19 protein-coding genes and 1 tRNA gene are annotated in these 21,577 nt (G+C 72.5%); 9 read left to right on the plus strand and 11 right to left on the minus strand.

Annotated elements, in window-relative coordinates; translation table 11 throughout:
- Positions 1-12 precede the first annotated feature (12 nt).
- The gene (locus tag ACIQ7M_RS07950; RefSeq protein WP_403641145.1) at positions 13-1,179 is read left to right on the plus strand and encodes an SUKH-4 family immunity protein; all 1,167 of its coding nucleotides are present in this window, start codon (positions 13-15) and stop codon (positions 1,177-1,179) included.
- A gap of 113 nt (positions 1,180-1,292) precedes the next feature.
- Here the strand turns inward: ACIQ7M_RS07950 and ACIQ7M_RS07955 are convergent.
- Positions 1,293-1,364: transfer RNA gene (locus tag ACIQ7M_RS07955), tRNA-Cys, on the minus strand.
- A 249-nt stretch (positions 1,365-1,613) separates the two neighbouring features.
- Between ACIQ7M_RS07955 and ACIQ7M_RS07960 the strand changes: the two genes are divergently transcribed.
- From ACIQ7M_RS07960 to ACIQ7M_RS07975, 4 genes are all read left to right on the plus strand, one after another.
- A complete protein-coding gene (locus ACIQ7M_RS07960) occupies positions 1,614-3,086 on the plus strand; it encodes an MFS transporter (RefSeq protein ID WP_403641148.1) in 1,473 nt (490 codons plus the stop codon).
- Between the two features lie 258 nt (positions 3,087-3,344).
- Positions 3,345-5,147, plus strand: a complete 1,803-nt coding sequence (locus ACIQ7M_RS07965) for a DEAD/DEAH box helicase (protein ID WP_355761034.1) — start codon at positions 3,345-3,347, stop codon at positions 5,145-5,147.
- Between the two features lie 473 nt (positions 5,148-5,620).
- Positions 5,621-6,262, plus strand: a complete 642-nt coding sequence (locus ACIQ7M_RS07970; protein ID WP_355761031.1) for a helix-turn-helix domain-containing protein — start codon at positions 5,621-5,623, stop codon at positions 6,260-6,262.
- Positions 6,263-6,511: 249 nt separating this feature from the next.
- Positions 6,512-7,300 (plus strand): S16 family serine protease, encoded by a 789-nt coding sequence (locus ACIQ7M_RS07975; RefSeq protein WP_355761028.1) that lies wholly within the window; start codon positions 6,512-6,514, stop codon positions 7,298-7,300.
- 53 nt (positions 7,301-7,353) lie between these two features.
- On the opposite strand, the gene ACIQ7M_RS07980 is transcribed toward ACIQ7M_RS07975, so the two are convergent.
- From ACIQ7M_RS07980 to ACIQ7M_RS08010, 7 genes are all read right to left on the minus strand, one after another.
- Positions 7,354-7,545, minus strand: a complete 192-nt coding sequence (locus ACIQ7M_RS07980; RefSeq protein ID WP_403641153.1) for a hypothetical protein — start codon at positions 7,543-7,545, stop codon at positions 7,354-7,356.
- A 56-nt stretch (positions 7,546-7,601) separates the two neighbouring features.
- Positions 7,602-8,237, minus strand: coding sequence for an ArsR/SmtB family transcription factor (locus ACIQ7M_RS07985; RefSeq protein WP_403641156.1), 636 nt, complete (start codon positions 8,235-8,237; stop codon positions 7,602-7,604).
- Between the two features lie 111 nt (positions 8,238-8,348).
- A complete protein-coding gene (locus tag ACIQ7M_RS07990; RefSeq protein WP_355761020.1) occupies positions 8,349-9,317 on the minus strand; it encodes a glycine betaine ABC transporter substrate-binding protein in 969 nt (322 codons plus the stop codon).
- Positions 9,314-10,126: an ABC transporter permease gene (locus ACIQ7M_RS07995; RefSeq protein WP_355761069.1), complete on the minus strand. Its 813-nt coding sequence runs from the start codon at positions 10,124-10,126 to the stop codon at positions 9,314-9,316. Before ACIQ7M_RS07995 ends, ACIQ7M_RS07990 begins: the two co-directional genes overlap by 4 nt.
- Before the next feature lie 50 nt (positions 10,127-10,176).
- Positions 10,177-11,388: a betaine/proline/choline family ABC transporter ATP-binding protein gene (locus tag ACIQ7M_RS08000; protein ID WP_386984207.1), complete on the minus strand. Its 1,212-nt coding sequence runs from the start codon at positions 11,386-11,388 to the stop codon at positions 10,177-10,179.
- A gap of 133 nt (positions 11,389-11,521) precedes the next feature.
- Positions 11,522-12,169, minus strand: a complete 648-nt coding sequence (locus tag ACIQ7M_RS08005) for an ABC transporter permease (protein ID WP_403641159.1) — start codon at positions 12,167-12,169, stop codon at positions 11,522-11,524.
- A gap of 23 nt (positions 12,170-12,192) precedes the next feature.
- A complete protein-coding gene (locus ACIQ7M_RS08010) occupies positions 12,193-12,663 on the minus strand; it encodes an Lrp/AsnC family transcriptional regulator (RefSeq protein WP_355761067.1) in 471 nt (156 codons plus the stop codon).
- A gap of 122 nt (positions 12,664-12,785) precedes the next feature.
- On the opposite strand from ACIQ7M_RS08010, the gene hppD reads away from it, so the two are divergent.
- Positions 12,786-13,931, plus strand: coding sequence for a 4-hydroxyphenylpyruvate dioxygenase (hppD, locus tag ACIQ7M_RS08015; RefSeq protein ID WP_355761012.1), 1,146 nt, complete (start codon positions 12,786-12,788; stop codon positions 13,929-13,931).
- A gap of 189 nt (positions 13,932-14,120) precedes the next feature.
- On the opposite strand, the gene ACIQ7M_RS08020 is transcribed toward hppD, so the two are convergent.
- Positions 14,121-15,692 carry a tetratricopeptide repeat protein gene (locus ACIQ7M_RS08020; protein ID WP_403641163.1) on the minus strand — a complete coding sequence of 524 codons (1,572 nt, stop codon included), beginning with the start codon at positions 15,690-15,692 and terminating at the stop codon, positions 14,121-14,123.
- A gap of 92 nt (positions 15,693-15,784) precedes the next feature.
- Between ACIQ7M_RS08020 and ACIQ7M_RS08025 the strand changes: the two genes are divergently transcribed.
- Positions 15,785-17,200 carry an FAD-binding oxidoreductase gene (locus tag ACIQ7M_RS08025; RefSeq protein ID WP_386984179.1) on the plus strand — a complete coding sequence of 472 codons (1,416 nt, stop codon included), beginning with the start codon at positions 15,785-15,787 and terminating at the stop codon, positions 17,198-17,200.
- Between the two features lie 124 nt (positions 17,201-17,324).
- Here ACIQ7M_RS08025 and ACIQ7M_RS08030 read toward each other — a convergent pair whose 3' ends face one another.
- Complete coding sequence (locus tag ACIQ7M_RS08030) at positions 17,325-17,843, minus strand: SsgA family sporulation/cell division regulator (protein ID WP_403641166.1); 519 nt, start codon at positions 17,841-17,843, stop codon at positions 17,325-17,327.
- A 288-nt stretch (positions 17,844-18,131) separates the two neighbouring features.
- Here ACIQ7M_RS08030 and ACIQ7M_RS08035 point away from each other — a divergent pair, with 288 nt between their 5' ends.
- A complete protein-coding gene (locus ACIQ7M_RS08035) occupies positions 18,132-20,189 on the plus strand; it encodes an RDD family protein (RefSeq protein WP_403641169.1) in 2,058 nt (685 codons plus the stop codon).
- Positions 20,190-20,252: 63 nt separating this feature from the next.
- Positions 20,253-21,011 (plus strand): RDD family protein, encoded by a 759-nt coding sequence (locus ACIQ7M_RS08040; RefSeq protein WP_403641172.1) that lies wholly within the window; start codon positions 20,253-20,255, stop codon positions 21,009-21,011.
- A gap of 169 nt (positions 21,012-21,180) precedes the next feature.
- On the opposite strand, the gene ACIQ7M_RS08045 is transcribed toward ACIQ7M_RS08040, so the two are convergent.
- On the minus strand, positions 21,181-21,471 hold the full coding sequence (locus tag ACIQ7M_RS08045) for a hypothetical protein (protein ID WP_355760995.1): 291 nt from the start codon (positions 21,469-21,471) through the stop codon (positions 21,181-21,183).
- Between the last annotated feature and the right edge of the window lie 106 nt (positions 21,472-21,577).

The following is a 21,577-nucleotide window of genomic DNA, read 5'->3' on the forward strand; positions in this document are numbered from 1 at the left end:
CGCGGGGGAGCCATGAGTACGACTGACACCGAGGTCGACGGCACGATCACACTGTCCGAGGACGAGCTGGGTCCGTTCGTCACGCACCCGGGCACCCGGGACCGGCTCACCGGCCCCGGACTGCCCCACGACGACGCGCTGCTCGCGTTCGGAGCCCTGCGCGAGCACGGCCTGCGCACGGTCGCCGACCTCGCGGGCGACGCCGACAAGCTCGCGGAGGAACTGCGCGACCAGCTCGTCGTCGGAGCGCTGCGCAGCCTCGACCGGGACCTGGAGTCGATCCTGCTCGACGGGACGACGGGGGCGGTGTCCTCGGCGTACGTCCGGCCGAACCCCGCCCATCTGGACCTCTCGCCCCTGGCGCCCTCCCTGGACGCCCTGCTGCGCTTCGCGGCGGCCACCGGGGAACTGACCCTGTCCCGGGGCCGTTCCGGCCCGTTCGGCCCGAAGGCGGTCGCGCAGGTGTCGGACCGGCTGAGCGCCGTCTTCGAGGACGCCACCGGCGAGGACGTCCCGCCGTACTGGCGGATGGCCGCCCTGATCCGCCCGCTCGCCCGGATCGCCGGACCCGGCGACGGACTCGTCCTCGGCCTGCCGAAACGGCTGCTGGACGAGGAGTTCGGCGCCGGTGGCATCATGCGCTTCGAGGACGTCGACTTCCCGCCCGCCCTGACGCACGAGCCGACCCGCCGCTTCCTGCGGGAGTCGGGCCTGCCCGAGGACGGCTTCCTGTTCCAGCTCGACACCGAGATGCCGCTGGCGGCCCTCACCGAGTACTACGCGGACGAGGGCCCCGACGCGTTCTCCGCCGCTCTGCTCCCGGCCGCGGCCGGGAGCCTCATACGCCTCGGCGACCTCCTGGAGGACACGAGCCTGGTGTTGGACGGCACCACGGGCGCGGTGCTCGCCTGGAGCGAGCCGGACCTCACCCTGCGCCCGCTCAACGCGGACATCTCCACGCTGGCCTTCACCCTGTGGCTCCTCCACCGCGAGAAGACGGTGGACGCGGTCCACCACCTGAGCGACTCCTACGAACAGCTCGCCGCCACCCTGACCGAGACGCTCGCCACCGTCGACCCCGGCGCCTGCGACCGGACCCCGGTTCTCCCCGGCGACGACGGCCGCCGCCACTGGCCGGAGATATTCGAGGACCGCTCGGCCGGCATGCTGTACGCCTAGCGGTCCCGGTCCCGGTAGCCTCGGCCGCCCGGCAGGAACGGCCGCCCCGAAGCAGAACGGTCGCTCCGAAGCAGAACGGCCGCCCCTGGACGGGACGGCCGACTCCTGCGCGGAGACCGTGGCGGGATTCGAACCCACGTAACTCGAGTTGCAGTCGAGCCCCTGAACCACTCGGGCACACGGTCGTTCTCAGGTGCGGCACGGCTCACTCGTTCCGAACCTGATGAGAAGACCGTAAGCGCGGTGCCGCAAGGGGCTCAAGGGTTCCGGGGCGGCCGCAACGCGACTGCCACACGCCGTTCACGAAAGGCGGCCGACCCGCCGGGAACGGGGTCGCGTCACGGCCCGGGGGAGTGGTCCTAGGTCCAAAGACCCGTCCGATCACCGACCACCGACAGGAGTCACCGAAAGCTGCGCACCTTACGCTGACCGGCATGACAGCAGTGGAAGTGGGCGAGGCCGCGACGATTCCCTCCGGGGACGAGGGCGAGAACGAGGACAAGGACGACCGCGGGGTGCTCGGCCGGGCCTACCGGGCGCTCACCATCGGGATCGTCTCCGTGGTCCTGGTGATCGCGTTCGAGGCGACGGCCGTGGGGACCGCGATGCCCGTGGCCGCGCGAGAGCTCGACGGGGTCGCCCTGTACGCGTTCGCGTTCTCCGCCTACTTCACCACGAGCCTGTTCGGGATGGTGCTCGCCGGCCAGTGGTCCGACCGCGACGGGCCGCTGACCTCGCTCGCCTCGGGCATCGGCGCGTTCGCCGCCGGACTGCTGCTGTCCGGGACCGCCGGTGGGATGTGGACGTTCATCCTCGGGCGGGCCGTCCAGGGCCTCGGCGGCGGCCTCGTCATCGTCGCCCTGTACGTCGTCGTCGGGCGGGCCTACCCGCAGCGGCTGCGGCCCGCGATCATGGCGGCGTTCGCGGCGGCCTGGGTGGTGCCGTCCGTGGTCGGACCGCTCGCCGCGGGCGCGGTCACCGAGCACCTCGGCTGGCGCTGGGTGTTCATCGGCATTCCGGTGCTGGTCGGCGTCCCGCTCGTGTTCGCCCTGCCCCAGATACGGCGGCGGGCCTCCGGACCGGCCGGGGCGGGCGACCGCGCGCCGCTGGACCGGCGGCGCATCCGGCTGGCGTTCGGGATCGCGCTGGGCGCCGGGCTGTTCCAGTACGCCGCCCAGGATCTGCGCCCGCTCTCCCTCGTCCCCGCCGCGGCCGGTGCCGCGCTGATCGTCCCCGCCGTGCGCGGGCTGCTGCCCCGCGGCACCTGGCGGGCGGCCCGCGGACTGCCGTCCGTGGTGCTGCTGCGCGGGGTCTCCGCCGGTGCCTTCATCGCCGCCGAGTCCTTCGTGCCGCTGATGCTGGTCACCCAGAGAGGACTGTCGCCGACGCTCGCCGGGCTCTCGCTCGCGGCCGGCGGCGGGACCTGGGCGCTGGGGTCCTGGGTGCAGGCGCGGCCGCGCGTCGAGCCGTACCGGGACCGCCTGATGTTCCTCGGCATGCTGCTGGTCGCGGCGGCCGTCGCCGCCGCGCCGAGTGTGCTGATCCCCGCCGTGCCGGTGTGGACCGTCGCCGTCGCCTGGGCGTTCGGCTGCTTCGGGATGGGCCTGGTGATCGCCTCGACCAGCGTGCTGCTGCTCCACCTCTCGGCCCCCGAGGAGGCCGGCGCCAACTCCGCCGCCCTGCAGATCTCCGACGCCCTGTCCAACGTGCTGCTGCTCGCCGTCGGCGGAGCCGCCTTCGCGGCCCTGGGCGGCGGCGCGGTCGCCGACGCGGCGACGGCCGCGACCTCCGGCGCCCACACCTCCCACCCGGCGGCCTTCGCCGTGGTGTTCCTGCCCATGGCAGGGGTGGCGCTGCTGGGCGCCTGGGTGACGACACGCCTGCGGGAACCGGCGAGTACGGGCTGACGGGACCCGCCGCGACAGCTCGTGCCGCGGCTCCCGCGGAGGGTCGCCCGGGGTGCCGGTGGTGCGGGCGGGTGATCTGTGACGTCAGTCCCATCCACCGCCGCCCCGGCCTTGTCCACACCTCGTCGCGCCGCGGGCGCCGGTAGGGTGGCCCGGTTGTCATACGTAGCCGAGCCGTCCGCGCGCCTCCCGTCACGCCTCATCCGACGCCCCGCGCACGGATCCGGACGCTCCCAATCGACACCCAGACCGGAGACCGTGACTACCACCGCCGCCAGCGCCTCCTCGCACACCCACCACCTCTCGCCCGCCTTCCCCGGACGAGCCCCCTGGGGTACCGCCAACAAGCTGCGCGCCTGGCAGCAGGGGGCGATGGAGAGGTACATCCAGGAGCAGCCGCGCGACTTCCTCGCCGTAGCCACCCCCGGCGCCGGCAAGACGACGTTCGCGCTGACGCTCGCGTCCTGGCTGCTGCACCACCACGTCGTGCAGCAGGTGACCGTCGTCGCGCCGACCGAGCACCTGAAGAAGCAGTGGGCCGAGGCGGCCGCGCGGATAGGGATCAAGCTTGATCCCGAGTACAGCGCCGGGCCCCTCAGCAAGGAGTACCACGGCGTCGCCGTCACGTACGCCGGTGTCGGTGTGCGGCCGATGCTCCACCGCAACCGCTCCGAGCAGCGCAAGACCCTCGTCATCCTCGACGAGATCCACCACGCCGGCGACAGCAAGTCCTGGGGCGAGGCCTGCCTGGAGGCGTTCGAGCCCGCCACCCGCCGGCTCGCCCTCACGGGTACGCCGTTCCGCTCCGACACCAACCCCATCCCCTTCGTCACGTACGAGGAGGGCAACGACGGGATCCGGCGGTCCTCGGCCGACTACACGTACGGCTACGGCAACGCGCTGGCCGACAACGTCGTGCGGCCCGTCATCTTCCTCTCCTACAGCGGCAACATGCGCTGGCGCACCAAGGCGGGCGACGAGATCGCCGCGCGGCTCGGCGAGCCGATGACCAAGGACGCCATCAGCCAGGCCTGGCGCACCGCGCTCGACCCGCGCGGCGAGTGGATGCCGAGCGTGCTGCGCGCCGCCGACCAGCGCCTCACCGAAGTGCGCAAGGGCATCCCGGACGCCGGGGCGCTCGTCATCGCCTCGGACCAGGAGTCCGCGCGCGCGTACGCCAAGCTGATCCGGGAGATCACCGGCACCAAGGCGACCCTCGTGCTCTCCGACGACACCGGGGCCTCGAAGCGGATCGACGACTTCTCGGCGAGCGACGACCGGTGGATGGTCGCCGTCCGCATGGTGTCCGAGGGCGTCGACGTGCCCCGCCTGGCCGTCGGCGTGTACGCCACCACCATCTCGACCCCCCTCTTCTTCGCCCAGGCCGTCGGCCGTTTCGTGCGGTCCCGCCGGCGCGGCGAGACGGCGTCCGTGTTCCTGCCGACCGTCCCCGACCTCCTCACCTTCGCCAACGAGATGGAGGTCGAGCGCGACCACGCCCTCGACAAGCCGAAGAAGGAGGGCGAGGAGGACCCGTACGCCGAGTCCGAGAAGGAGATGGAGGAGGCGAACAAGGAGCAGGACGAGGACACCGGCGAGCAGGAGCAGTTCTCCTTCGAGGCGCTGGAGTCCGAGGCCGTCTTCGACCGGGTCCTCTACGACGGCGCCGAGTTCGGCATGCAGGCCCACCCGGGCAGCGCGGAGGAGCAGGACTACCTCGGCATCCCCGGCCTCCTCGAACCCGACCAGGTGCAGCTGCTGCTCCAGAAGCGGCAGGCCCGGCAGATCGCGCACAGCCGCAAGAAACCGGACTCCGAGGCGGACCTCCTGGAGATCCCCGCCGAGCGCCGCCCCGTGGTCTCCCACAAGGAGATGCTGGAACTGCGCAAGCAGCTCAACACCATGGTCGGCGCGTACGTCCACCAGAGCGGCAAGCCGCACGGCGTGATCCACACCGAGCTGCGCCGCGTCTGCGGCGGCCCGCCGAGCGCGGAGGCCACGGCCGGACAGCTCCGGCAGCGCATCGCCAAGGTCCAGGAGTGGGCCACGCGGATGCGGTGACGTACCCCGGGGAACCGGCGGGGACGCCCGAGGCGTCCATGACCGGGGACATGGGGAACCGGTTACCTCCGGACACAGCGGTATCCGGAACCCGCGGCACGTGGGGCCGCAGCCGTTCCGAGGGGGCGCGTGCCGGCCGATGAGGCGCGCACGGTGGCCTGTGCGCTGCGTACGCGGGTGGTGTACGCGGTGTGGCGCACGCCCCGCGTTCCGGGACAAACGGAATCACTTCGCACCGGCCGATGCCCGGATTCTGGACGGAGGCTTCCGCTCAGCGGACCGGCTCGCTACTGTCCGGCTACGCACACGCCCCGTGGCAGCGCCGCCGCGGAGCGCAGCCGTGAAGCGACTGCGGCCCGGGAACAGCCCGGGGCGCCGGCCGACCGGCGGCCTCTGAAGCGCGTCGCCGACGGGACTCGGTGTCGCATCCGCCGTACGAGGGCCGTCGACCTCACCACTAAGGAGTGGGCGTCGTGACCGCGGAGACCTCTCAGACGCTCGACCGGGGACTGCGGGTCCTCAAGCTGCTCGCCGACACCGATCACGGGCTGACCGTCACCGAGCTCTCGAACAAACTGGGCGTCAACCGGACCGTGGTGTACCGGCTGCTCGCCACGCTGGAGCAGCACGCACTCGTACGCCGTGATCTGGGCGGCCGTGCCCGGGTCGGGCTCGGCGTGCTGCGCCTGGGCAGCCAGGTGCATCCGCTGGTCCGGGAGGCCGCGCTGCCCGCGCTGCGGGCGCTGGCCGAGGACATAGGCGCGACGGCGCACCTGACCCTGGTCGACGGGACGGAGGCGCTCGCCGTCGCGGTCGTCGAGCCGACCTGGACCGACTACCACGTGGCCTACCGCGCCGGTTTCCGGCACGCGCTGGACCGGGGGGCCGCGGGTCGCGCGATCCTCTCCGCCCGGCAGGCGCCGGTGGGCGAGCCCGGCTACACGCTCACGCACGGCGAGCTGGAGGCCGGCGCGTGCGGGGCCGCGGCGCCGCTGATCGGGGTGACGGGGGTCGAGGGCAGCGTGGGCGTGGTCATGCTGGCCGACGCCGTACCGGAGCGGGTCGGCCCACGCGTGGTCGACGCGGCCAAAGAGGTGGCCGACGCCCTGCGCTGACCGGGCCGGGGGCCTTGCGGGACCGTGGTCCGCGCTGAGGTCATCCGCGGGTACGGGTCAGCGGCCCGTGGGTTCGTACGGAGGTCGCGGGGCGTTTGCTCGGGAGAGGGGCACGCTGGTCCGCGCGGAGGCCGCGGGTATGTGCGGGGAATTGCGGCCGTGGGTCCTGCGCGGAGATCGCGGGGTGCGGGGCGGAGGCCGTGGGACCTGTGCGGAGGTCGGGTCGGGTGGTGACGTTAGATTGACCCCGTGCTCTCTCGCCTCACGCGCCCCCGGGCCGTCGCCGTCTGCGCCCTTCCCGTCGTGGCCCTGCTCGCCACGGCGGTGTTCGCGCCGCTGCCGTTCTCCCTGGCGCAGCCCGGCCTGACGGCGAACGTCCTCGGCGAGAACAAGGGCGAACCGGTGATCACCATCAGCGGGGCGCCCACCCGGAACACCAGCGGCCAGCTCCGGATGACCACGATCGAGGCCACCGGCCCGGACGCGAGCGTCTCCCTCGGCGACGTGCTCAGCGCCTGGTTCGCCACGGACAAGGCCGTGATGCCCCGCGACTCGGTCTACCCGAGCGGCGGCAGCGTCAAGGAGATCGAGCGGCACAACGCGAACGAGATGAAGGAGTCCCAGGACAGCGCCACCGAGGCGGCCCTGGGATACCTGCACGAGAAGGGTGATGTGAAGGTCACGCTCAAGCTCGCCGACGTCGGCGGACCGAGCGCGGGACTGCTCTTCTCGCTCGGGATCATCGACAAGCTGGACGGCGACGGCAGCGGCGGCGACCTCACGGGCGGCCGGGTTGTCGCGGGTACGGGGACGATCGACGCCGACGGCAAGGTCGGCGCGGTCGGCGGTGTCAGCCTCAAGACCCAGGCGGCCCGCCGCGACGGCGCGACCGTGTTCCTGGTTCCGAAGGCGGAGTGCTCGGACGCGAAGGCGGAGCTGCCGAAGGGGCTCCGCCTGATCCCGGTGACCGACCTCGACGGAGCGGTGAACTCCCTGGTGGCCCTGGAGAAGAACAAGGGCTCGGTCCCGAGCTGCTAGTGACCGGCTCCCGGTAGTGACCGGCTCCCGGTTCCGGTCGGGAACGTGGTCCGTCAGCAGGCGACGGCCACGGTCGCCCTCGGCGCGGAGGCCAGCCGGAGGCCGACCTCCACCAGCGCCCAGCCGACACGGGCGCGCACTCGGCCGGGGTTCCTGGCCTCGGTCGTGAGCCGGTACGCGTCGGCCTCGGCCCGCAGGTCGGCGGCGCGCACGTGCTGCAACTGGAGGTGGGTGTCGGGATGCATGGCAGTGACCTCTCTGTCGGTGCGATCGAGTCGTGCGGGGAGTCCGGCCGGGTGGATCAGGCGGAGGCCTGAGGGAAGACGTGCGTGTGGAAGCGCACCTGCTCCGCCTCGGGATCGTCCTCGGGCCGTTCGAGGGCGCAGTAGCTGTCGAGCAGGTCGTGCATCTTCTTGACGAGTTCCTTGGCCTGCGCCGGGGTCAGGCGCATCGTGAAGTCGCTCATGTCGGAGGCGGGGGTCCATGTGTCCCCCCACTCCTCGCGGGTGCCGAGCCAGGTCGACAGCTCACGCGCGTGGGTGGTGGCCACCTCGTGCAGGAACATGTCGGCCGCTCCGCGTACCGCCGGGTCCGGGTCGCTGAGCAGGTCCTCGCCGAAGTCCAGGCCCTGGTGCACCGCCCGCCACCACCGCTCGCGCCCCTTGCCCCGCTCGGGGGCGTCCTCGACGAAGCCGTGCGCGGCGAGTTGCCGCAGGTGGTAGCTGGTGGCCCCGCTGGACTCGCCCAGCCGCTCGGCGAGCATCGACGCGGTGGCCGGCCCCTTCTGGCGCAGGCTGCTCAGCAGTTCCATGCGCAGGGGGTGGGCGATCCCGCGCAGGGAGCGGGCGTCGAGGCGGCGGTGCTGCGGGGGTTCGGGCGGCAGGGGTGGCTGCGGGGGGAGGGGTGCTTCCGGGGGAAGCGGTGGCTGCTCCGTCATGTGTACAAAGATAGCGTTGCAAAGAAGTCCTTGCAACGGGTTCTTTGTAACTTTGCCGGCGGGTCCCGCCCACCGACCGAATCCCCGAAGTCGTCGGCCCCGTAAGCCTGTTCAGTCCTGCTTCACGAATCCCTCCGACGTCATCCAGTCCAGCGCCACCTCGTGCGGGTCCTGGCCCTGGACGTCCACCTTCGCGTTCAGGTCCTGCGCCACCGTGTTGTTCAGCCTCTTCGTCACCGGCTCGATGACCTCGGCGATCTGCGGATACTTCTTCAGGGCCTTGGTGTTGATCACGGGAGCGGCGTTGTAGTTGGGGAAGAACTTCTTGTCGTCCTTCATCACCACCAGGTTCATCGACTTGATGCGCCCGTCGGTGGTGAACACCTCCCCGTACGTACAACTCCCCTTCTCCACCTGGGTGTAGATGATCCCGGTGTCCATCTGGGTGATGTTCTTCGCGGGGATGTGCATCCCGTACGCCTTCTCCATGCCAGGCAGTCCGTCGGCCCGGTTGGCGAACTCGCTCTCCACGCACAGCGTGACGGCGCTCGGGTCCGACTTCGAGAGCGCGGCCACGTCGGACAGCGTGGTCGTGCCGTACTTCTTGAAGTTGGCCTGGTTCATGGCGAGCGCGTACGTATTGTTGAGGGCGGACGGCGGCAGCCAGGTGACCCCGTTCTTCGGGTCGGCGTCGTGCACGGCCTGCCACTGCTTCTGCGGGTCCGGGATCGGCTCGCTGTTGCCGAGATAGGTGATCCACGCGGTGCCCGTGTACTCGTACATGGCGTCCGCGTCACCGTTCTTGATGGCCTCGCGCGCGCCGATCGAGCCCTGGATGCCGGTGCGGTCGACCACCTTCGCGCCCGCCGCCTGGAACGCGATGCCCATGATCGCGCCGAGGATCAACTGCTCCGTGAACTCCTTCGACGCCACCGTGAGGTTCGCGCCCTTGAGCGGCTCGCCCCGCCCGATGGTCCCCGGCTCCACGTTGTCGGTCATGGGGGAGCCGCTGGTCAGCCCGCACGCGGACGCCAGGACGAGGACGGCGGCCAGGGCCGCGTGGGCGCGCGCCCTCCTCATGTCCCCACCTCCAGCCCGCGCGGCCGCAGCAGCAGTTCCGCCAGCGACGCCAGCCAGTCGACCAGGAGCGCGAGGGCGACGGTGAGGATGGCGCCGAGGACCAGGACCGGCATGCGCTGGGTCGTGATGCCCGTGGTGATCAGGACTCCGAGACCGCCACCTCCGCCGAACGTGGCCAGCGTCGCGGTGCCCACGTTCAGGACGAGCGCCGTACGGACGCCGGCGAGGATCAGCGGTACGGCCAGCGGCAGTTCGACCCGGGAGAGCACCCCCAGCGGTGACATGCCGATGCCGCGCGCGGCCTCCAGCAGGGTCGGGTCGTTGGCCTTCAGACCGGTGATCGTGTTGGACAGCACGGGCAGGATCGCGTAGATCGTGATGCCGATCAGGGCGGACTTCTCGCCGGTGCCGAGCCAGATCACGAGCAGGGCCAGCAGGCCGATCGCCGGGGTCGCCTGCCCCATGTTGGCGACCGTCATCGCGAGCGGGGTCAGCTTGCGGAACGCCTTGCGGGTCAGCAGGATCCCCAGCGGAATCGCGATGATCAGCACGAAGAACGTGGAGATCACCGTCAACTGGATGTGCTGCCAGAGGGCCTTGGACACCTGGCCGTTCGACAGGGCGTTCTTGGAGATCGCGTCGAGGTCGGCCTGCTGGAACCAGATCCAGGTGCCCAGCAGCAGGGCGATCAGCACGGCGGGCAGGAAGGTCAGCTTCTGCCAGCTGATCCGGCGCCTCGGGGCCGTCGGCGCGGGCGGTGGCACCTCCCGCTCCGTGCCCTCACCCTCGCTGTCGTCACGGAAGGCCACCCCCTTGACCTCGTGTTCGCCCTCGGGACGCCGATCGGCGGGTGGTGTGCTCACGCCTTCGCCTCCCCGCCGTCGACACCCTCCTGCTCGAACTGGGTCTGATGGGCGCGCGCCTCCTCCAGCTCGTGCTGGTGCTCCATGGCCTCCAGCCGGTCGGCCTCCAGGAGTTCGTGCACGGAGTTCATCAGGGTCTCCATGTCGACCACCCCGGTGTACTCGCCGCGCCGCCCGGTCACCGGGACCCGGCCCGAGTTGTCCGTGAGCACCGCCTCCAGGGCGTCGCGCAGGGTGGCGTCCCTGGTCACCGTGTCGTGGATCAGCGTGCCCGCCCGCGCGAGCGAGCCCTTGGCCCGCATCAGATCGCCGCGCCGCAGCCATTTGTAGGGGCGGCCCCGCTTGTCGAGCAGCAGGATCTCGTTCGTACCGCTGGAGCGCAGCTTGCCGAAGATCTCCTGGAGCGGATCGTCCACGGTGACCGTCGGACAGCCGCTGATCTCCACGTCCCGTACGCGGCTGAGGTTGAGCCGCTTCAGCGCCGCGCCCGCGCCCACGAAGCCCGACACGAAGTCGTCGGCCGGGTTGGTGAGGATCGCCTCCGGGGTGTCGAACTGTGCGATGTGCGAGTGCTCGCGCAGCACCGCGATCCGGTCGCCCAGCTTGATGGCCTCGTCGAAGTCGTGCGTCACGAACACGATCGTCTTGTGCAGCTCGTACTGGAGCCGGATCAGCTCGTCCTGGAGGTGGTCGCGCGTGATCGGGTCCACCGCGCCGAACGGCTCGTCCATGAGCAGGACGGGCGGGTCCGCGGCCAGTGCCCGCGCCACGCCCACGCGCTGCTGCTGGCCGCCGGAGAGCTGGCGCGGATAGCGGCCCCGGAACTCGCCGGGGTCGAGCCCCACGAGGTCCAGCATCTCCTCGACCCGGGCCGTGGTCCGCGCCTTGGACCAGCCGGTCATCCGGGGGACCAGCGCGATGTTCTGGGCGACCGTCATGTGCGGGAAGAGCCCGGAGGACTGGATGGCGTACCCGACCTTGCGGCGCAGCTTCACCGGGTCCATGTCGGTGACGTCCTCGCCGCCGATCCGGATGCGGCCGCCGCTCGGCTCGATCAGCCGGTTGATCATCTTCAGGGTGGTCGACTTGCCGCAGCCGGACGGGCCGACGAAGACGACGAGCTCACCCGCCTTGATCTCCATGTTGACGCTGTCGACGGCCGCTTCCCGGCTGCCGGGGTAGCGCTTGGTGAGGTTCTCCAGCTCGATCGTGGCACCGGTGGTGGACGACGTGCCCCCGCCCGAGCCGCTTCCGCCGCCCGCTCCGCTTCCGCCGCGCGCGCCGCCCGCCGCGCCGACGGGACCCTCGGCGTCCGCGGGGCCTTCGGCGGTCTCCGCTGTCTCAGGCACGGATCCCCTTCGGAATGGTCAGCCGGCCCAGCAGGACGTAGGCGGCGTCGAAGAGCAGCGCCAGGATGATGATCCCGACCGTGCCCGCGAGCACCTGGTTGAGCGCGTTCTTGCTGCCCAGCGAGCTGATGCCGCGGAAGATCTCGTTGCCGAGGCCGGGCCCGGAGGCGTAGGCCGCGATGGCGGCGATGCCCATGAGCATCTGGGTGGAGATCCGGATGCCGGTCAGGATCGGCGGCCAGGCCAGCGGCAGTTCGACCCGCATCAGGCGGGTCGTCCGCGACATGCCGATACCCCGGGCCGCGTCCACCAGCGAGGGATCGACACCGCGCAGGCCGACGATCGCGTTGCGCACGATCGGCAGCAGCCCGTACAGCGTCAGGGCGATCACCGTCGGCGGGACGCCCAGGCCCACGATCGGGATCAGCAGACCGATCATGGCCAGCGAGGGAATCGTCAGGATCGCGGAGGTCGTCGTGGTGGCGAGGTTTCCCGCCCAGTCGCTGCGGTAGGTGACGACGCCGATCAGCACGCCGATGACGGTCGCCACGACCATGCACTGGAAGACCGCGCTGGCGTGTTGGTAGGCGTCGGTGAGGAGCTGTTCGTGGCGGCTGCTCAGGTACTGCCAGAAGTTCACGCCGGGTCACCCCGCTCCTCGGTTCAGCGCTCGGTCGCCGCCTGTTCCACGAGCGGGATGATCCGCAGTGGAACCGGGTTCTCCATGACGATCGCCGTGGAGGCCCGGACGATGCCATCAAAACCGACAACCCGGTCGATCACACGTTGGAGATCGGCGTTGGAGCGGGCCACCAGGCGGCACAGCATGTCCCCGCTGCCGGTCGTCGTGTGCAGCTCCAGCACCTCGGGCACGGTCGTCAAGTGGGCGCGTACGTCCGCGCCTTGTCCCTGCCGGATCTGGAGCGTGGCGAACGCCGTGACCGGATAGCCGAGCGCGGCCGGGTCGACCTCGGGACCGAAGCCCCGGATGACTCCGTTCGACTGAAGACGGTCCAGCCGGGCCTGCACCGTCCCCCGCGCGACCCCGAGCCGCCGGGACATCTCCAGCACGCCGATGCGCGGCTCCTCGGCCAGCAGCACGAGCAACCGCCCGTCCAGATGATCGATCGCCATGGGTGCCTCCGAGATGGTCATCGTGTACAGAAAGCCCGACGGTACGGGCCCTTCGCTGAACATATTGCTCAGCCGACAGGCGAACTATTGCGCACCTTGCGGAACGGAGAGAGCCTGCGGCCATGACGCAGACCACACACGACACTCCCGACACCGCCCGGCAGGCCGATCCCTTCCCGGTCAAGGGAATGGACGCGGTCGTCTTCGCCGTCGGCAACGCCAAGCAGGCCGCGCACTACTACTCCACGGCCTTCGGCATGCGGCTCGTCGCGTACTCCGGACCGGAGAACGGCAGCCGCGAGACGGCGTCGTACGTCCTCGAGAACGGCTCCGCGCGCTTCGTCTTCACCTCGGTGATCAAGCCCGCCACCACCTGGGGCCACTTCCTGGCCGAACACGTGGCGGAGCACGGCGACGGCGTCGTCGACCTCGCCATCGAGGTCCCGGACGCGCGTGCCGCCCACGCGTACGCCGTCGAGCACGGCGCCCGCTCGCTCGCCGAGCCGTACGAGATGAAGGACGAGAACGGCACGGTCGTCCTCGCCGCCATCGCCACGTACGGCAAGACCCGCCACACGCTCGTCGAGCGACGCGGTTACGAGGGCCCCTACCTGCCCGGGTACGTGGCCGCCGCGCCCATCGTCGAGCCGCCCGCCCGGCGCACCTTCCAGGCCATCGACCACTGCGTCGGCAACGTCGAGCTCGGCCGGATGAACGACTGGGTCGGCTTCTACAACAAGGTCATGGGCTTCACGAACATGAAGGAGTTCGTGGGCGACGACATCGCGACCGAGTACAGCGCCCTGATGTCGAAGGTCGTCGCCGACGGCACGCTCAAGGTCAAGTTCCCGATCAACGAGCCCGCCATCGCCAAGAAGAAGTCCCAGATCGACGAGTACCTGGAGTTCTACGGCGGCGCCGGTGTCCAGCACATCGCGCTGAACACGAACGACATCGTCGCGACCGTTCGGGCCATGCGCGCGGCCGGTGTCCAGTTCCTCGACACCCCCGACTCCTACTACGACACGCTCGGTGAGTGGGCCGGCGACACCCGCGTGCCCGTCGACACCCTGCGCGAGCTGAAGATCCTCGTCGACCGCGACGAGGACGGCTATCTGCTCCAGATCTTCACCAAGCCGGTCCAGGACCGTCCGACCGTCTTCTTCGAGATGATCGAGCGGCACGGTTCGATGGGCTTCGGCAAGGGCAACTTCAAGGCCCTGTTCGAGGCGATCGAGCGCGAGCAGGAGAAGCGCGGCAACCTCTGACCCGGAGAACCGGCCCTTCCTGAAGACCGGCCGGTCCCGACGGTCCTGACCTGCCCGGCGGACGCCCACGACGGCGTCCGCCGGCCAGGTTTCCGCGTTTCTGCCGGTTGCCCGGTTGCCCGGTTGGCCGGTGCCCCGGGGGACTGGACAGGGGCGTCCTGGGCTTCGGCCTCGGGCTCCGCTTCGGTGTCAGTGGGCCGCGGGCGCTCCCGGGGCCGCCCCGTCCTCGTCCGCCGCCTCTCCCGAGTCCTCCGGCGGGCCCCCGGCAGGCGGCTCGCCCAGCGCCGTCAGCGCCTCCCGTGCCGCCGGCGCCAGCAGCGGCGAGAAGTACGGATTGATCCGCAACGCCTCGGCGAGATGCCGGCGGGCCGGACCGGACAGCCCCAGATCACGCTCGATCTGCCCCCGGTGGTACGCGTACAGCGCGCTGCGCACATCGCCCCCGTGCTCCTTGTCCGTGGCCCGCACGGCGAAGCCGAGCGCCTCCTGGTCGTTCCCGGCGCGGTGCAGCGCCCAGCCCAGCGCGTCCGCCGCCGCGATGCCGGGCTGCCGCTGCCACTCGGCGCGCACCTCCCGTACCGCGGCCCGCGGGTCGCCGTGATCCGCCTCGAAGAGCCCGAGGACCGGTTCGTCGTCCACCCCCGCGGCGCCGTCCCGTCGCGCCAGGTCCCGCACCAGGGCGTACTGCGCGCGCGCCTCCGTGCCGCGCCCGAGGGTGTCGTACAGCTCGCCCAGCTCCAGCGCGTACCGCGGCACGGGCCGCCCGGCGAGCGCCGCCCGGTACGCCCGCAGCGCCTCCGACGTGCGCCCCAGCGCCGCCAGCGCGCGCCCCTGCCCGGCCAGCGCGTCGTACGCGTGGGCGTCGGTGCGCACCGCGGCCCGGTAGTGGTCCAGGGACTCCTGGCGGTCGCCGCGCTCCCAGGCCAGGTCCCCGGCCTGCGTGAGGAAGGCCGCCTGCTCGGGCGCGCCGGCCGCGCCCGCCGCCGCGTCCGAGATCGCCGCCGCCGCGTCCTCGCGCCGGCCGCGGTCCCGGTACACCCGCGCGGCGACAGCCTGGGCCGCCGGCCCGGAACGCAGCGCGAGCAGCCTGCCGAGGGCCCTGTCCACGGCCTTGTGGTCACCGAGCCCGGAGTACGCGTCGATGAGCGCCGGATACGTTGTCCACCGCTTCGGCGCCAGCTTCTCCGCCGACTCGCCCCACTGCCGCGCGGCCCGGAAGTCGCCCCGCGCGCCCGCGAGGGAGGCGAGTCCTTCCAGTGCCGCCGCATTGTCCTCGGGCCGCAGTTCCAGCGATCTGCGCAGCGCCTTCTCGGCCTTCGGCCAGGACGCGGCCGCCGCCGTCCGCCGCGCCCGCTCCGTGTACGCGACGCCCAGCACCGCCCACGACACGCCGTCGCGCGGACGGGCCCGCACCCGGGCCTCGCGGTCGTGGATGAGCGCGGTGAGATCGGGCAGTGCCGCGGGCACTCCGGCATCCACCGCGCTCACCGCCCGCGCCACCGGACCCGGGGCGGGCCGCGCCGCCCCGCGCCCGTCCAGGGAGGGCAGCAGCACCAGCACACCGCCGAGCACGGCACAGCCGGCCACCGCTCCGATCAGCGCGCGCCGGCCGAGCGGGGAGCGGCGCGCGCCCGAGGGCTTGGGGGACCGTGCGGCGGAGGCCTCCGGGGACCGCTCGCCGACGGGCTCCTCGGACCGCGGTCCGGCGGGCACCGCGCGCCCGGACCCGGCGGGCACCGGCTCTCGCTCTTCGATCTCCATGCGGTTCACTGTGCGTCAATAGGAAGACCGCACCCCGGCATGCGAAGCCTCCCGCGAAGGGGGTTCACACCGATGGCCCCGGGTGCGACCCTGTGATCATGAGCCGTATCGAAGCCCCGCGCGATGAGGACACGGCGGCGACCGGCGGTCTCCTCGACCGTCTGCTGAGCGGTCTGCCCGCCGAGGCCGTGCTCACCGACCCGGACGTCACGGTCTCCTACGCCAACGACATGGCGAGCTTCTGCGAGGCGGGCACCCCCGCCGTGGTCGTCCTGCCGCGCACGGTCGAGCAGGTCCAGCACGTCATGCGCGTCGCGACCGAACTGCGCGTCCCCGTCGTCCCGCAGGGCGCCCGCACCGGCCTGTCCGGAGCGGCCAACGCCACCGACGGCTGCGTGGTGCTGTCCCTGGTGAAGATGGACCGCATCCTGGAGATCAGCCCGGTCGACCGCATCGCCGTCGTCGAACCCGGTGTCGTCAACGCCGCGCTCTCCCGCGCCGTCGGCGAGCACGGCCTGTACTACCCGCCGGACCCGTCGAGCTGGGAGACGTGCACCATCGGCGGCAACATCGGCACGGCCTCCGGCGGCCTGTGCTGCGTGAAGTACGGGGTGACGGCCGAGTACGTCCTCGGCCTGGACGTCGTCCTCGCCGACGGACGGCTGATGTCCACCGGACGCAGGACCGCCAAGGGCGTCGCCGGGTACGACCTCACCCGCCTCTTCGTGGGCTCCGAGGGCTCGCTCGGCATCGTCGTACGGGCCGTCCTCGCCCTGAAGCCGCAGCCGCCCCAACAGCTCGTGCTGGCCGCGGAGTTCGGCTCGGCGCGGGCAGCCTGCGAGGCCGTCTGCAAGATCATGGAGGGCGGTCATGTGCCCTCCCTCCTCGAACTGATGGACCGGACGACCGTCAAGGCCGTCAACGACCTCGCGCACATGGGTCTCCCCGAGACCACCGAGGCGCTGCTGCTCGCCGCCTTCGACACCCACGACCCGGCGGCCGACCTCGCTCTGGTCGGCGCCCTCTGCGAGGCCGCCGGAGCGACCCAGGTCGTCCCCGCCGAGGACGCCGCCGAATCCGAACTCCTGCTCCAGGCACGCCGGTTGTCGCTCACGGCGCTCGAAGCGGTCAAGGGCACCACGATGATCGACGACGTGTGTGTGCCGCGCTCCCGGCTCGGCGACATGCTCGACGGCATCGAGCGCGTCGCCGAGAAGTACGCCCTGACCATCGGCGTCTGCGCCCACGCGGGCGACGGCAACACGCACCCCACGGTCTGCTTCGACGCGGCCGATCCCGACGAGTCCCGGCGCGCCCGCGAGTCCTTCGACGAGATCATGGCCCTCGGCCTGGAACTCGGCGGCACGATCACCGGCGAGCACGGTGTGGGCGTGCTGAAGAAGGAGTGGCTGGCCCGCGAGATCGGCCCGGTGGGCGTGGAGATGCAACGGGCGATCAAGACGGCGTTCGACCCGCTGGGCCTGCTCAACCCGGGCAAGCTGTTCTGAGATCCGGGACCGGCCGTCCGCCGACCTGTCAGAACCGCTCACCGTCCGCCGCTCACCGTCGGCCGCTCCGCCGGACCGGCCTTCGCCCGTCGCTGCACCGGACCGGCTTTCGCCCGTCGACCCGTCAGGACTGCTCTCCGTCCGTCGACTCGTCGGACGGCCAGGGGTCGCGCAGCCACAGATCGTCAGGGGACGGCGCTCCCGTCGGGTCGAGCGAGGCCGAGAGCTTCGGGGACGGCGCGAGCAGCTCGGCCAGACCGGCGTCCATGCCGAGCTGCCCGGCCTCCGTGCCCGGGGGGACCGCCCTGAGCGTGCGCTCCAGCCAGGCGGTGATCTGCGTGGCGGGCGCTTCGAGCAGCGCGTCGCCGTCCGGCGAGCTCAGCGCCATCAGGACGACGCTCCGGCCGCCGACCTTCGTGGGCCACACCCGTACATCGCCGTGACCACACGGCCGGAACACCCCCTCGACCAGCAGCTCACGGGCGAATGTCCAGTTGACGGGATGGTCGGAGCCGACGTGGAAGGTGATGCGGACGGCGTACGGGTCGTCGGCGCGGTAACTCAGGCGCGCCGGGACCGGGATGCTGTGTTCCGGCGACAGGACGAGATGAAGCTCGAGCTCGCGTTCCACCACGGTGTGCATGTCGATGCGCTCCCTTTCGTCGTACGGGCTCCTGCTGACGGGCCCGTACGAGTGGAGAGCGCCTGGCGCCGTGACCATTACGCGGGTTCGGAGAAAACTTTTCGGGACCGCCTCGGCCCTTGTCCGGGCACACCGTTCGCCCCCTCGGACGCCCGGGCGCCCGGGCGCCCGAGGGAGCGGAACCTTGCCCGAAAGGAGTCGGTACCGCGGGACGGGCCGTGACGCGTGCGCCGGTCTGGTAGATGTGGACGTCCCACACGACCCCCGAGCAGATACGGGACGACGGACATGAGCGCCCCAACCCCGGCCCCCGGTGACGACAGGCCCCGCGAAGGGTATTACCCGGACCCCTCCATCCCTGGATACGTCCGGTACTGGAACGGCGCCGCCTGGGTGCCGGGCACGAGCCGCCCGGCGCCGTCGGGCGGTGAGGCGCTTTCCCCGCCGGCCGCCGCGCGTCCCGCGCAGGTGCCCGCTCCGGCGTCGTCCCCCGAGTTCTCCGCCGCACGCGGGCAGACGGCCACTCCCGCCGTGGAGGAGACGGGCCCCCATTTCTTCGACGAGGACCCGGAGCCCCACGGCACCGCCTCCGCCGAGCCCCACGCCGCCGCGTCCGGCGAGGCCCACCGCGCCGCCTCGGCCGAGGCCCAGCACGGCAGTCGGCCCGAGCCGGCGGCCTCGTGGGGTGCCGACCGCTCCCGGCAGTCCGGCTTCGGCGGCGACCAGGACCGCCGGGTGTCCTGGGGCGCGCCGAAGACGTCCGGCGCGCGCGACCCGCGTACCGCGGGGTTCACCGACGCGGTGAGCGGACCCGACGGGGCGTCGGCGCGCACGGACGGCACGACGACGATTCCGCCCGCCGACTCCGGCGCCGCCGCCCGGCCCCCGGCGTCCCCGAGTCCGGTGGTCTTCCGCCGTCCCACCGGTCCGGTGCCGTCCACGGGGCCGGAGGGCGGGACGGGCGCGGGCGGTACGAGCCGTACGGGCGAGGCGAGTTCGGGCGCGGCCGTCGCGGGCGCGGGGCGGTCCACAGCGGACCCCGTGCCCGCCGAGGGCGACACGCGGTTCGGTGCGCCCTCCCCGCGTACGGAGTGGCAGGGCGGGGGCACGACACCGCCGAGTGCGCCGGGTGTGCCCGCCGGGCCGGGCCCGTCGGCCGCCCCTGCCGGCTTCGGACCGCTCACCGCGTCCGCCCCGTCAGCAGCGCCCGCCGGGTCGGGTTCCTCCGGCGTCCCCGCCGGGTTCGGGCCGCCCGCCGCGTCAGCCGCGCCCGGTCCGTCCGGCGTCCTTGCCGGGTCCGGGTCGCGGACCGCGCCTGCCACGTCCGGCCCCTCCGGCGCCCCTGCCGGGGCCGGTCCGTTCACGGCGCCCGCCGGGTCCGGGTCGGCTTCCGCGCCCGCCGGCTCCGGCTCGTCGGCCGTGCCCGCTGTGTCCGGCCCCTCCGGCGCTCCCGCCGGGGCCGGTTCGTTCACGGCGCCCGCCGGGTCCGTGGCACCGGCCGCGTCCGGTCCGTCGGCCGCCCCCGCGGCCGGTTCCACCGCCGTGCCCACGGCGGGCCCGGCGGCCGCACCCGGTCCATCCGCGGCACCCGCAGGGGGTTTCGGCGCGGGCGCCGGCGTACCGGGCGCCTCGGGTGCCGTCGCCCCCGGGGCCGGGCAGGTCGCCTCCGGCCCCGTCGTCCCTCAACAACCCGGCGGGGCCGCCCCCGTGGCCTCCGGGGCCGGCGGCGGACAGCCCTCCTGGGCTCAGCAGGTGCACCAGCTCGCGGGCGACCCGGCCGACGAGGGGCAGCGGGTTGCGCCGTGGAAGCCGCCGGTCGACGACGTGTTCCAGGCGGCCGCACGGCTCCAGGCCTCGGCCCGCCCGGCCGGCCTCGGCCGACGGCTGGCCGCCCGGCTGCTCGACACCGTCGTCATCGCCGGCGTCACCACGGCGGCAGCCGTCCCGCTGGGCACCAGGGCGGTCGACCACATCGACGAGAAGATCGACGCGGCCAAGCTGTCCGGCGAGAAGGTCACCGTCTGGCTCCTCGACGCCACGACCGTCTCCTGTCTCGGCGCCGTCCTCGCCGTCCTGCTCGTCGCCGGCGTCCTCTACGAGGTCCTGCCCACCGTCAAATGGGGCCGCACCCTCGGCAAGAAACTGTGCGGCATCGAGGTGCGCGACATAGAGGGTCACGAACCGCCCACCTTCGGCAGGGCACTTGGTCGCTGGCTCGTCCTCAGCGTGCCGTCCCTGCTGGTCGTCGGTCTCGTGGGCGTCGTGTGGTGTCTGTTCGACAAGCCCTGGAACCAGTGCTGGCACGACAAGGCGGCGCACACGTTCGTGGCGGGCCCGGCCCGGTAATCCCGTCCCCCGGACGGCCCTTCGCCGGATGCGGAGCCGGGGGGTTCGCGGTCGACTCGGGCCATGAGCAGCGAACCGCCGCCCCCGGACTCCGGCCGGCCACCGGACGAGGACCCGTTCAAGAAGCAGCCCCCGCCCGGTGAGGGCGCGGGCTCCCCGTACGACCCGCCGCCCCCGTCAGGCGACCGGACCCCGCCGTACGGCAGCGAGCCGCCCCCGTTCGGCGGCGGTGGCCCCTACAGCGAGGGCGGCGGCCCGTACCAGGGAGGCGGTCCGTACCCGGGCGGCGGCCCGTACCAGGGAGGGGGGCAGCACCCGGGCGGCGGCGACCCCTACAGCGGTGGCGGTCCCTACGGCGGCGACCCGCTTGCCGGCATGCCGCCGCTCGCCGACAGCGGGAAGCGGGTGCTGGCCAGGATCCTGGACATGATCCTGGTGGGCATCGTGGTGTGGCTGCTGTCCTGGGCGTTCGGGGTCACCGAGTACGACGTGGACTCGAACAAGATCGAGTACAGCAAGTCGCTCGGGCAGTCCCTGGTGGCCGCGGTGCTCTACGTGGCGTACGACACCGTGATGATCAGCAGGACGGGCCAGACCCTCGGCAAGCGGCTGTTCCACCACCGGGTCGCCAACCTCGACAACGGATCCACCCCCTCGGTGCAGACCTCCCTGGTCCGCGCCCTGGTGCTGTGGATCCCGTTCGCGTTCTGCTGCGCCTGCATCTGGACGGCGATCGCGGGCGGCTGGAGCTTCTTCGACAAGCCCTACAAGCAGGGCCTGCACGACAAGGCGGCCAAGACGGTGGTGGTCGACACCGGCTGAGGCCCGCCGACGGCATCGCGGCACGGGACGACCGGACAGCGGGCCGGGAGAGGGGCCGGGCGACACGTCGCGCGGCGGGAGCGCACACCGCAACGGCGGGTCCGTGGTCCACGGGCCCGCCGTTGCGGTACGAGGTCGCGACGTCCGGGGTGCCGGCGCGTACGCGGTCTCAGGGCCCCGCGGGTTCGCGCACGGGCTCGGGCGCGGAGGACACGGAGGCGGACACGGACGCGGTCTCGCGCTGCGCCGGTACTCGCTCGTGGACGACGGCCGAGGCGGCGGGCGCCGGCTTCGGCAGGGGGACCGTCATGGCCACCAGCAGTCCGAGAGCGAGCGCCGAGAGGGTGATCAGCACGATCCCCAGACTCGAACTCGTCTGTGACAGCAGCAGCATGGCGAGGGTGGAGAAGATCACGGTGCAGGAACCGTAGGCGAGCTGTGCGGCGGTCGGACGAGGCATGGCAATCGTGTCCTCGGATGGGGGTTCTCCCCCCGGGGCCTCTCGCGATGGGGGAGGGTGCGGATAGATGTCGGGGGTGGGACAACGGTGTCGACGTGGCTGTCCG

The organism is Streptomyces sp. NPDC096324 (assembly GCF_044763015.1).
Taxonomy (GTDB): domain Bacteria; phylum Actinomycetota; class Actinomycetes; order Streptomycetales; family Streptomycetaceae; genus Streptomyces.

What these genes read in the sequence shown, in the direction of transcription:
- ACIQ7M_RS07950 (WP_403641145.1), top strand. Translation starts at nt 13, where the DNA reads ATGAGTACGACTGACACCGAGGTCGACGGCACGATCACACTGTCCGAG.
- ACIQ7M_RS07960 (WP_403641148.1), top strand. Translation starts at nt 1,614, where the DNA reads ATGACAGCAGTGGAAGTGGGCGAGGCCGCGACGATTCCCTCCGGGGAC.
- ACIQ7M_RS07980 (WP_403641153.1), bottom strand. Translation starts at nt 7,545, where the DNA reads ATGCATCCCGACACCCACCTCCAGTTGCAGCACGTGCGCGCCGCCGAC.
- ACIQ7M_RS07985 (WP_403641156.1), bottom strand. Translation starts at nt 8,237, where the DNA reads ATGACGGAGCAGCCACCGCTTCCCCCGGAAGCACCCCTCCCCCCGCAG.
- ACIQ7M_RS07990 (WP_355761020.1), bottom strand. Translation starts at nt 9,317, where the DNA reads ATGAGGAGGGCGCGCGCCCACGCGGCCCTGGCCGCCGTCCTCGTCCTG.
- ACIQ7M_RS08010 (WP_355761067.1), bottom strand. Translation starts at nt 12,663, where the DNA reads ATGGCGATCGATCATCTGGACGGGCGGTTGCTCGTGCTGCTGGCCGAG.
- hppD (WP_355761012.1), top strand. Translation starts at nt 12,786, where the DNA reads ATGACGCAGACCACACACGACACTCCCGACACCGCCCGGCAGGCCGAT.
- ACIQ7M_RS08020 (WP_403641163.1), bottom strand. Translation starts at nt 15,692, where the DNA reads ATGGAGATCGAAGAGCGAGAGCCGGTGCCCGCCGGGTCCGGGCGCGCG.
- ACIQ7M_RS08030 (WP_403641166.1), bottom strand. Translation starts at nt 17,843, where the DNA reads ATGCACACCGTGGTGGAACGCGAGCTCGAGCTTCATCTCGTCCTGTCG.
- ACIQ7M_RS08035 (WP_403641169.1), top strand. Translation starts at nt 18,132, where the DNA reads ATGAGCGCCCCAACCCCGGCCCCCGGTGACGACAGGCCCCGCGAAGGG.
- ACIQ7M_RS08040 (WP_403641172.1), top strand. Translation starts at nt 20,253, where the DNA reads ATGAGCAGCGAACCGCCGCCCCCGGACTCCGGCCGGCCACCGGACGAG.
- ACIQ7M_RS08045 (WP_355760995.1), bottom strand. Translation starts at nt 21,471, where the DNA reads ATGCCTCGTCCGACCGCCGCACAGCTCGCCTACGGTTCCTGCACCGTG.